General features: G+C 72.1%; 10 protein-coding genes and 1 pseudogene. 8 read left to right on the top strand and 3 right to left on the bottom strand.

Going from position 1 to position 10,749, the window contains the following annotated elements; translation table 11 throughout:
- The 8 genes and pseudogenes from Q1N79_RS28790 to Q1N79_RS28755 form a co-directional block, all read left to right on the top strand.
- Positions 1–189, top strand: a pseudogene (locus tag Q1N79_RS28790) (MCE family protein); the annotation flags it as partial.
- A complete protein-coding gene (locus Q1N79_RS28785; protein WP_300614230.1) occupies positions 186–1,256 on the top strand; it encodes an MCE family protein in 1,071 nt (356 codons plus the stop codon). The pseudogene Q1N79_RS28790 and the gene Q1N79_RS28785, both read left to right, overlap by 4 nt.
- Before the next feature lie 9 nt (positions 1,257–1,265).
- Entirely contained in the window at positions 1,266–2,540 is a 1,275-nt protein-coding gene (locus tag Q1N79_RS28780; RefSeq protein WP_300614229.1) for an MCE family protein, read from the top strand.
- Entirely contained in the window at positions 2,522–3,604 is a 1,083-nt protein-coding gene (locus tag Q1N79_RS28775; protein WP_300614228.1) for an MCE family protein, read from the top strand. The genes Q1N79_RS28780 and Q1N79_RS28775 overlap by 19 nt, the downstream gene beginning before the upstream one ends.
- Positions 3,604–4,767 carry an MCE family protein gene (locus tag Q1N79_RS28770; RefSeq protein WP_300614227.1) on the top strand — a complete coding sequence of 388 codons (1,164 nt, stop codon included), beginning with the start codon at positions 3,604–3,606 and terminating at the stop codon, positions 4,765–4,767. The genes Q1N79_RS28775 and Q1N79_RS28770 overlap by 1 nt, the downstream gene beginning before the upstream one ends.
- Positions 4,764–5,309, top strand: a complete 546-nt coding sequence (locus Q1N79_RS28765) for a hypothetical protein (RefSeq protein ID WP_300614226.1) — start codon at positions 4,764–4,766, stop codon at positions 5,307–5,309. The genes Q1N79_RS28770 and Q1N79_RS28765 overlap by 4 nt, the downstream gene beginning before the upstream one ends.
- A 17-nt stretch (positions 5,310–5,326) precedes the next feature.
- Positions 5,327–5,965, top strand: a complete 639-nt coding sequence (locus Q1N79_RS28760; protein ID WP_300614225.1) for a hypothetical protein — start codon at positions 5,327–5,329, stop codon at positions 5,963–5,965.
- A 165-nt stretch (positions 5,966–6,130) separates the two neighbouring features.
- Complete coding sequence (locus Q1N79_RS28755) at positions 6,131–7,327, top strand: hypothetical protein (RefSeq protein ID WP_300614224.1); 1,197 nt, start codon at positions 6,131–6,133, stop codon at positions 7,325–7,327.
- A gap of 16 nt (positions 7,328–7,343) precedes the next feature.
- Here the strand turns inward: Q1N79_RS28755 and Q1N79_RS28750 are convergent, their stop codons facing one another.
- From Q1N79_RS28750 to Q1N79_RS28740, 3 genes are all read right to left on the bottom strand, one after another.
- Complete coding sequence (locus Q1N79_RS28750) at positions 7,344–8,231, bottom strand: alpha/beta hydrolase (RefSeq protein ID WP_300614223.1); 888 nt, start codon at positions 8,229–8,231, stop codon at positions 7,344–7,346.
- A gap of 3 nt (positions 8,232–8,234) precedes the next feature.
- The gene (locus tag Q1N79_RS28745) at positions 8,235–9,035 is read right to left on the bottom strand and encodes an alpha/beta fold hydrolase (protein ID WP_300614222.1); all 801 of its coding nucleotides are present in this window, start codon (positions 9,033–9,035) and stop codon (positions 8,235–8,237) included.
- Between the two features lie 200 nt (positions 9,036–9,235).
- The coding region (locus Q1N79_RS28740) for a LuxR family transcriptional regulator (protein WP_300614221.1) at positions 9,236–10,749 on the bottom strand (1,514 nt) is incomplete at its 5' end.

Here is a 10,749-nt window from a genome sequence, read left to right as displayed (position 1 = left end):
AACTCGGGCACGGTCGCCACGTTCCTGCAGGACCTGCCGCTCAAGATGGCCGACATCACCAGGCTCGCCTCGTACGGGTCGTGGCTCAACTTCTACCTGTGCGCCGCGACGGTGACCGGGGTGCGCAGCGCCTCCGGCGGTGCGGGCCCGTCCGGCGTCCCCGTCACGGCAGCGAGGTGCACGTCATGACGTCTGTGCCGGAAAGGCCCCTGCCGGCGAAGGCCCTGTCGGCGAAGGCCCTGTCGCGGTTTGTCAGGAAGCCGCTGTCGCAGCGCAGCCTGATCGGGGTCGCCTTCACGGGGCTGGCCATCCTCGCCGCGATCGCCCTGCTCGTCTACTACTCGGGCGACCTGCCGTTCATCGGCGGCGGCACCACCTACACCGCCTACTTCGCCGAGGCGGGCGGCCTGCAGCCAGGCAACGAGGTGCGGATCGCCGGAGTCGTGGTCGGCCACGTCACCGGGGTATCGCTGGACGGCGACAAGGTGGCCGTGACGTTCCAGGAGAAAGGCGCCTGGCTGGGGAACGACACCACCGCCGCGATCGAGATCAAGACCCTGCTCGGCGACATGTACCTGGCGCTCGACCCGCAGGGCACCGCGCCGCTCAACCCGGCCCAGCCGATACCGCTCAGCCGCACCACGTCGCCGTACGACGTGCAGCAGGCGTTCAGCGACCTGGGGCAGCAGCTCGGCCAGATCAACACCGCCCAGCTCGCCAAGAGCCTGCAGGTGCTGTCCGACGCGTTCGCCTCCACCCCGCCGTACGTGCGCTCGGCCCTGAGCGGGCTGGCCAGCCTGTCGTCATCGGTGGCCTCCGAGCAGGCGCAGGTGGCCAGCGTGCTGGCGGGCACCCGCACGGTCACCGGGGTTCTCGCCAGCGAGGACACCCGGTTCTCCGAACTGCTGACCGACGGGAACCTGCTGCTGGCGGAGCTGCAGCAGCGGGAGGCCGCCATCACCTCGCTGCTGGAAACCACGCAGGCCCTGTCCGTCCAGCTGTCCGGCCTCGTCACAGACAACCAGGCCAAGCTCCACCCGGCGCTGCAGGCACTGAACGAGGTCACCAGCGTGCTTGAGCAGAACCAGGCCAGCCTGGCCCAGGCGATCGCGCTGGCCGGCCCGTACTACCGGCTGCTCGGCAACACGCTCGGCAACGGCCGCTGGCTGGACGTGTACCTGTGCGGCCTCATCTCGAGCTCGGACCTGCCGCCCGGCACCGGTCCCGCCGCCGGCTGCGAGCCACCGAAAAGCTGAGGTGACACGATGAGCGATCCGAACGAAGGCGGGCTGAGCACACTCGACAGCCTCCTGGAAGAAGGCCGGGAACAGCAAACGGCCAGGCGGGCCCGCCTGCGCGGCCTGCGCGATCGGCTGCGGCGCAGGCTGCTCGGCTCCCGGCGGCGCCGGATCATCTCCGCGGTCGCGGCCGTGGCGGTCGTGGCCGCGCTGATCGCCGGCGGCAGGCTGCTGGACCAGGCCACCCATCCGGGTACGCGGATCACCGCCTACTTCAGCGAGTCGATCGGCATCTACCCCGGCTCCGACGTGCGCATACTCGGGGTGCGGGTGGGCACGGTCGACGCGGTCCAGCCGGACGGCGCGGAGGTCAGGGTCATCCTGACGGTCGACAACGGCGTCCCGGTCCCCGCCGGCGCGGACGCGGTCGTGGTCGCGCCGAGCGTGGTCTCCGACCGCTACGTCCAGCTCACCCCCGCCTACACGAGCGGCCCGCGGCTCGCCAGCGGCGCCGTCATCCCGCTCTCCCGCACCGCGGTCCCTGTCGAGATCGACCAGATCTACGCGGACCTGAACCAGCTCGCCACCGCGCTTGGCCCGTCGGGCGCGAACAAGCACGGCGCGCTCAGCAACCTGATCACGACCGGCCAGGCCAACCTGGCGGGCAACGGCAGCTACCTCAAGAGCATGCTCACGCAGTACGCCGGCCTGTCGAAGACCCTGGGCGGCTCCGCGGGCAACATCGCGTCGACGATCACCAGCCTGGAGCAGTTCACGGCCATGCTCGAGCGCAACGATGACCAGGTGCAGCTGGCCGAGCAGCAGCTCGCCCAGGTCTCCGGGTACCTGTCCGGCGAGCGGGACCAGCTGTCCGCGGCGATCAGCACGCTGGCCGGCGCGCTCGCCCAGGTGCAGCAGTTCATCGCGGGCAACAGGAGCCTGCTCACCGCCAACGTGAACAAGCTCGCGTCGATCACCGACATCCTGTCCAGCGAGCGGGCGTCGCTGGCCGAAGCGCTTGACGACGCCCCGCTCGCGGCCGACAACCTGCTCAACGCGTACGACGCCACCACCAAGACCCTGGACGGCCGCGCCGACCTCAACGAGTTCAGCATGACCGCGGCGGGCACCACCGCGGCCAGCGACGAATCGGCGGCGTCGTCGGGACCGGCCGGGTCGGTCGCGGTGCTCACCAGCGAGATCGCCGGCCTCCCGCCGCTGCCGCTGCCGTCGGTGGGCACCGTGTACAGCACGCCGCAGGCCCTGCTCGCAGAGCTGCACGCGTGCGGGAAGCGGTGCTGATGCGCGCCCGGGCCCCGCGGCAGTGGGCGGCGATCGCCGTCGCGGCGGCGGCGGTGATCGCCACGGCCGGCTGCGGCGCGGGCGGGTTCAACGGCATCTACAGCATCCCGCTGCCCGGGGGCGCGAGCCTGGGCAGCCACCCCTACGAGGTCACCGCCCGCTTCGCCGACGTGCTCGACCTGGTGCCGCAGTCGGCGGTCAAGGTGAACGACGTCAGCGTCGGCCGGGTCACCAGCATCTCCCTGCCGCAGGGGTCGTGGACCGCGAGCGTCAGCATGCTGATCAACGGCGACGTCCGCCTGCCGGCCAACGCGATCGCCCAGGTGGAGCAGTCCAGCCTGCTCGGCGAGCTGTACATCGCGCTGTCCGCGCCGCCCGGCGTCCCGGCCACCGGCAGGCTGACGAACGGCGCGGTGATACCCGAATACCGCACCACCACCAACGCCACCGTCGAGGAGGTGCTCGGGGCGCTGTCGCTGCTGCTCAACGGGGGCGGCATCAACCAGCTGCACACGATCACCAGCCAGCTGGCCGTCGCGCTGAACGGCGACGAGCCGCAGGTCCGCTCGCTGGTCGTCCGGCTGCACACGCTGCTGGCCAACCTCAACGCCCACCGCAGCGACATCATCACCGCGCTCGACGGGCTCAACGCCCTGTCGGCCACCCTGGCCGCGCGCGACCGCCAGATCGGCAACGTCCTCATCCACCTCGGCCCGGGCCTGCAGGTGCTCGCCGCCGAGCGCAACCAGCTCGTCACGATGCTGAACTCGCTGCACGCCCTGTCCGGCGTCGCGGTCGCCACGATCAACGCGAGCCAGGCCAGCCTGGTCACCGACCTGCAGCTGCTGACGCCGACGCTCACCGAGCTCGCCGACGCCGGGCAGAACCTGCCGCTGGCGCTGCAGGTGCTGCTGACCTACCCGTTCACCGACCAGGTGCTTGACGACGTGCAGGGCGACTACCTGAACGTCTACCTGAAGGTGGCGGCGGCCAAGGGCACGACGGTGATCCCGCCCGTGACGCCGGCCCCGACCGCCACGGCCAGCGGGACGGGCAAGAGCTGATGCTGACCACGGCGACGAAACTCAAGCTGGCCGCGTTCGCGCTGCTCAGCCTCCTTGTGGTGGGGTACACCGGCATCCACTACGCGAACCTGGGCCGCTACATCGGGCTGCCAGGCTACTACGTGGTCAAGCTGGAGCTGGCCCAGGCGGGCGGGATCTTCCCCGACGCCGACGTGACCTATCGCGGGGTCCAGGTCGGCCGGGTGGGCGCCGTCGAGCTGACCGCGACCGGCGTGCAGGCGGACCTGGACATCAGCGACTCCGCCCCGCCGATCCCGGCCCGCCTCAAGGCCGCCGTGGCGGACCTGTCGGCGGTCGGCGAGCAGTACGTGGACCTGCGACCGGACACAGGCTCCGGCCCCTACCTCACCGCGGGCAGCGTGATCCCGCAGGCCGACACCTCGGTGCCGCTGCCCGTGACGAACCTGCTGACCAGCGTCAACACGCTCGCCACGTCGCTGCCGCTCGGCACGCTCCGCGAGCTGCTCAACGAGCTGGCGACCGGCTTCCAGGGCCAGGGGGCCAACCTGGCGGCGATCCTGGACGGCGACCACGCGCTCGTCCAGGCGCTGGACGCCACCACCCCGCAGACGATCACGCTGGTCACCAACGCCAAGGCGGTGCTGGCGACCCAGATCGCCGAATCCGGGGCGCTGGACTCCTTCGCCGCAAGCGCCCGGCTGCTCGCCCGGCAGCTCAAGGACTCCGACCCCGACCTGAGCAAGCTCATCACCGCCGCCCCGCAGGCCGCCGCGCAGGTGGCCGACCTGCTGGCCGGCACCAACCCCGGCCTGGCCGTGCTGATCGCCAACCTGCTGACCACCTCGCAGGTGACGCTCACCAGGGGGGCGGCGCTCGACGAGCTGCTTTCTGTGCTGCCGGCCGACATCGCGGCGGGATCCACGGTCATCACGAACGAGGGGGCCAACATCGGGATGGCGCTCACCTTCTTCAGCCCGCTGCCCTGCACCGCCGGGTACGGCGGCACCGTGTACCGCAACGGCCTCGACACCTCCCCTGCGCCGGTCAACACCTCCGCCTCCTGCACGCTGCCGGCCAGCAGCGGGGTGGACGTCCGCGGCTCCGCGCACGCCCCGTCAGGGGGCGGGGTGCCGGCGGCGGCCCAGCCGGGCCTGGCCACGCTGCTCGGGGTGACCCCGTGATCGCCCTCGTCCGCCGCGGCGCCCGCAGGCTCGTCAAAGACCCGCTGCTCGCCGTCGCGGTCGTGCTCGCCGTCGCGGCCGCGGTCTTCGCCGCCTGGTCGGGCCTGGCGTGGCACAGCGCCGCCCAGGCCGGGACGGTCGCCCAGGCGCAGGCCCGCGACCAGGTCCTGCAGGAAGGCGAACAGGACGTGCAGAACTTCAACACCCTGGACTACCGCGACGTCGGCCAGGGGCTGAGCCTGTGGGAGCAGTCGTCCGCCGGGGCGCTGCGCGCGCAGATCGTCGCGGGCAGCGCCGAGTTCGAAAAGCAAGTCGAGCAGGCCAAGACGATCACCACCGCCAAGATCCTCGACGCGGCCCTCGTCACGCTCAACACCAGGGCGGGAACCGCCAGCATCATCGCCGCCGTCCAGCTCACCGTCGTCCCCGCCAAGGGAGCCGCGGTCACCAAGCAGACCAGGCTCGACGGCCAGCTCACGCGGACCGCCTCGGGGTGGAAGCTCACCGCGCTCGGCCAGGTGCCGGTCGGCAGCGCCGGGTGAGACGGAAAGGATTCGCGATGCCCGAAGACCCCGCGCTCGAAGACCCCGCGCTCGAAGACCCCGCGCTCGAAGACCCCGCGCTTGACGACGACGAGCTTGACGATACTGACGACCCGGCAGACGAGCCAGCCACCGCCACCCGCGGTCGCCGCCGCACGTTCGCGGTGCTGGCGCTCGGCGCGGTCACCGTCCTGCTCGGCGGCTTCGGCATCTGGGCGACGGCGCACGCCGGCAGCCTGCGCGCGCAGTCCGCGCAGCAGAACACCGCCCTCATCGACCCGGCCGCCACCAGCGCGGTCCGCACCCAGATCGACGCCGCCGTGCAGACGGTCTTCTCCTACAGCTACGCCGACACGGGGGCGACCAGGCGGGCCGCGCAGCGGCTGCTGACCGGGCCGGCGATCCAGCAGTACAACACGCTGTTCGCGCTCGTGGAGCAGCAGGCCCCGGCGCAAAAGCTCGTGGTCACCACCACGGTGACCAACAGCGGGGTGGAGCTGCTGACCGGCGGCCAGGCGCGGGTGCTGATCTTCGTCAACCAGCAGGACACCCGGGCCGGCACCAGCCAGACGAGCTACAGCGGCTCGATGCTCGCGGTCACCGCGCTCTGGCAGGCGGGCCGCTGGAAGATCGAGAACATCGACACGTTCAGCTGAGGCAGGAAGAGGCGCCAGGGCCCGTTCGGACTGAAAATCTTTATCCCGAACGATCCCGGCCGACTCCCGCCCGCCCGCGATCACCCGGTCGGCGCGACTAGCGCCCGGGATGTCCGGCCTGTCATAATCGGGGCTCAATGGGGCCTTCGGGGTGGGAGGGGCGCGATGACACGCATACGGCTGCTCGCCGCGCGGTCAGGGGTGATCGTCGCCGCGGCGGTGCTGCTGACAGGCATGGCCGCCGGGCTGGCAGCGGCCACGCCAGCCGCGGCGGCCCAGGCCAGGCCCCAGGCCCCCCGGGTCGCCATCCCCTTTGGCGGCCAGCTCAACGGCGCGGCCGTGACCACCGGCGGGATCGCGTGGGCCGTCGGCTACACGCCGGGCGAGGCACTGGCGCAGCGCTGGAACGGCAAGGCCTGGACGTGGGAGTCGGCCCTGGCGGTGGGCGGGACCGACAGCGACTTCTACAGCGTGGCCGCGATCTCCCCCGCCAACGCCTGGGCGGTCGGTTACACACCCAGCGCGTCGGCCAACGTTCCGCTGATCGCGCACTGGAACGGCACGGCCTGGAAGCAGGTGCACAGCCCGAACCCGGGACCGGACGGCACCCTGCTCAGCGGCGTGGCCGCCGTCTCGGCGGACGACGCCTGGGCGGTCGGCCAGACCGGCACCGAGCGCAGCGTGACCCTGCACTGGAACGGCAAGGCGTGGACGCGGGTGTCCAGCCCGAGCCCTGGCAGCGACGACGAACTGTTCGCCGTGGCCGCCACCTCCGCGAGCAACGCCTGGGCGGTCGGCGAGACCGACGACGACGCCGTCATCCACACCCTGATCCTGCACTGGAACGGCAAAGCCTGGAGCCAGGTGTCCAGCCCCAGCCCCACCCCGACGGGCGACTTTCTCTACGGCGTGACCGCCACCTCCGCGACCAACGCCTGGGCGGTCGGCTACTCCACCGTCTACTCAGAAGGCTGGCAGACGCTGATCCTGCACTGGAACGGCAAGGCGTGGACGCAGGTGCCAAGCCCCGATCCCGTCAAGGTCAGCAGCACCGAACTCACCTGGAACGTCCTGCAGGGCGTGGCCGCCACCTCGGCGGGCAACGCCTGGGCGGTCGGCTACGACGAGACCGCCGCGGGCGGCTCCAAGACGATGATCTTCCACTGGAACGGCAAGGCGTGGGCGCAGGTGACCAGCCCGAACCCGTTCTGCGCGACGTGCGACAGCCTGTACGGCGTGGCGGCCGCATCGGCCGGCAGCGCCTGGGCGGTCGGCACGGTCAACATGGGCGCGGAGGTCGTGATCCTGCACTGGAACGGCACCCGCTGGGTGAACTCCACCTCGGCCACCCCGCCGGACTAGCGTCACGCCGGCCAGGTCAGCCTTCCCCGGCGAGGAACTTCAGCAAGGCGTCGGCGACCTGGCCAGGCTGCTGCTGGGTCACCCAGTGTCCGGACGGCGCGACCTGCACCACCTGATGCCTGGCCGAGATCCTGGCGGCCTGCTCGGTCATCGGGGCGAGCACGTGCGGCTCGGCGATCGCGAGGTAGGGGATGTCAAGCGGCTGCTTGAGCCACCCGTCGTTGTCGGCGATGTCCTGGGGAAACGCCCGGAACCAGCCCAGCCCCGCGCTCAGCGCGCCGGGAGCGGAGTAGGCCCGCACGTACGCGTCCCTGTCGGCGGCGGTGATGCCCGACGCGTCGTAGTTCTCGCCCGGGTCGTGAAAGTCGAAGAACCAGTCGAGGTAACAGCCCAGCGAGGCGGAGATCAGGCGTTCGGGCAGGAGCGGGACGGCGTGGAACCCGAACCACCACGGCGACCCGGCGCCCAGCAGCGGGAATCCGTACCAGGCGCGCTCGGGCAGCAAGACCGCGGCGATCGCGAGCTTGCTGACCCGGCCGGGGTAGCTCTTGGCGAACGCGTACGCGACCATCCCGCCGATGTCGTGTCCCACGACGCTCGCCGCCGGAACGTCGAGCGCGTCGAGCAGCCCCGCGACGTCGCCGGCCATGGTGCGCTTGTCGAACCCGTCGAAGGGAACGGTCGAGCCGCCGATCCCGCGCAGGTCGGCGGCGATCACCAGGTAATGCTCCGCGAGCGCGGGCAGCACGGCGCGCCAGGCCCGCCAGGTCTGCGCGAACCCGTGCAGGAGCACCACGGCAGGCCCGTCCCCGCCGGTGACGGCGTGGACGGTCAGGTCGCCCAGGTCGATGTGCGCTGACCTGAACCCGGCGAGTCCCGAGGGCATGCGCTCGGTGTCCTTCATCGGCTACAGGCCCTTGCGGCCGAGCCAGGACAGGCAGGCCTGCGCGACGTCGCCCCAGCCGGCGTCGATCGTCAGCGAGTGACCGCGGTCGCCGAACTCGAGCAGCTCGGTCGCCGCCGGGGAATAGCGGTACTGCTTCAGCGTCGACTTGGTTATCGCCTCGGGGACCGTGTGGTCCTGGCCGCCCATGATCAGCAGCAGCGGGCCGCGCCGCGGGTTGCGCGTGTTCACGCTGGCGGGGGAGTGCAGCGAGAAATTGGCCGCTGCCGCCTCGAAGAGCGGCTTGCCCGGCGCCGGCACCACCCACTTGTCGTAGAGCATCGCGGACTCTTCTGGGGTCACGGCGTTCCCGAAGCTGTAGCGGAACTGCTCGGCGGTGAGCATGACGGCCCGGTGCCGGTTCGCGGGGTTCCTGAAGACAGGGAGCGTCGCCCGCAGGGACGACAGCGGCAGCGGAAGGACCCCCTTGATCTGCGCCGCGTCGATCGCGATGGCCGCCGCGGCCCGGTCCTGTCCGAGCAGCTTCTCGGCGATCATCCCGCCGAAAGAATGGCCGATCAGCACGGGACTGGCGTCGAGCCCGCCGATGATCGCGGCGAAGTGCGCCACGACGTCGTCGATCCCCTTGTCGGCGACAGAATCTGTATCGGCCCTGGCGAGCTCGACGGTGTCCGGCTCGCCGGGCCAGCCCGGGGCGAGGACCCGGTAGCCGGCGTCTTCGAACAGGGACTCCCATGGCTGCCAGGAGCTCTTGTGCAGCCAGAGACCGTTGATGAATACGACCGGGTGTGGTTTGGCAGGCATCTGACGTGGCCTTTCGTGGGTGCTGTCCGGCCGGTTCGCCCGGGATCGGGCCCCCAGCGTCGCTGCCCACCGTAGGGGGAGCGCGCGTACGCCGGCTTCAGTCATCCGACTGGTTTCTCCCGGGGGGGCGACCCCCCGGAACCCCCCGGCTGCGCCTTGACGGCGCACCTGCTCCGGGGTGGCTGCGGTTCGCTGGGCCGTTAGCGGTTCGGGTCTACGGTGGGCAGGACGGACGGGAGCTGGGTCCGCGAGGTGATGCCGAGCTTGGGGAAGATCCGGTACAGGTGCGAGCCGACGGTCCGGTGGGATAGGTACAGCCGCTGCGCGATCTCCCTGTTGGACAGTCCCTCGGCGGCGAGCTGCGCGATCTGGAACTCCTGCGGGGACAGGGATGTCCGCGGTTGCGCGCGGGGTTCCTCGCTGGCCTCGCCGGTGGCGCGCAGCTCCCTGCGGGCGCGCTCGGCCCAGGGCAGCAGGCCGTGCGCCTCGCAGATCTGCCGTGCGGTCCGCAGCGGCCCCCGGGCCGCGGCGACCCGGTACCGGCGGCGCAGCCACGAGCCGTACTCGAGCAGCAGGCGCGCACGGTAGGCCGGCCAGCGCGTCAGGTCCACCGCGAGCGCCCGGTTGAACTCCAGCTCGGCGCCGGATTCTTCGGCCAGCAGGGGGGCCGCGTAGCCCAGGGCGACGCGGGTCCACGGGGTGACGCTGTCCCCCGGACGCGGCCTGAACGCCTCCGCTAGCGCACGGACCTCGGCCGTCCGCGCGGTGTGCGCGGCCGCCTCGGCGAGGTCGCCGAGCGCCCAGGCGCTCTGTATCGCCTGGTAGCAGGGGTCGCCGCGGTCGAATACGCGGCGCAGCTGGTCGAACGCCTCGTCGTAGCGGCCGGCGGCGATCGCGGTGACGCCGCGCGCGAACTGGATGCCGGACAGCACCGCGCTGATCCGCGCGGGGAGCGCGAGCGCCTCCGCCTGCCGCGCCAGCCGTTCGGCGTCCTCGTCCTCGCCCCGCATGCCCGCGATCATCGCCTGGCCCGTCATCGCCGCCGCGTGCCACATCGGCTGGCGTGTCTCGACCGCCAGGCGGACGGCCTCGTCGCAGGCCGGGACGGCCGCCTGCCAGTCCGCGCGCGTGATCGCGGTCCAGGCCTGCTGGGTCAGCAGCCTGGGCAGCGCGGCGAGCTTGCCTTCCCTGCGGGCGCAGTCCACGACCGCGCGCTGCACCGCGGTGATCGTCTCGTCGGCGCCGACGAGGTGGATCGACATCGCGAGTTCGGCCGACGCCGGGTCGAGCTCGTCCTGGCGCAGGGTCGCGATGCGCGCCGTGATCCGGTCGCCGTAGCGCGCGGGGTCGATGAAGCCGCCGGCCGACAGCAGCCGCGGGTCGTCCGCCGGGACCGGCAGGCGTCCCATGACGGCGGTCAGGTGATCCCGCGGCTGCGGTCCCGGGTCGGCCGACCAGACGCGGACCGCCCCGGCCAGCACGAGCCTGAACGCCAGGTCGGTGTCGCCGGCGTCGATGATCTCGCTGGCCAGGTCGGCCAGGGTCCGCACCCGGAGCGGGTCGCCCGGGTCGCCCGGGTTCAGCCTCTCGTTGATCAGGGCCAGCCGCGCCAGGTCGGGCGGCGCGTGGGACAGCGGCTCGGCCCGCGCGGCAAGCTCACCGGCCCGCTCGAGCCGCCCGAGTTCGACGGCCAGCTCGGCGGCGCGCAGCAGCC

Origin of the sequence: Trebonia sp. (genome assembly GCF_030042015.1) — a bacterium.
Taxonomy (GTDB): Bacteria; Actinomycetota; Actinomycetes; order Streptosporangiales; family Streptosporangiaceae; genus Trebonia.
The sequence above is the reverse complement of the archived record's forward strand: the minus strand, read 5'-3'. Positions and strand labels throughout refer to the sequence as shown.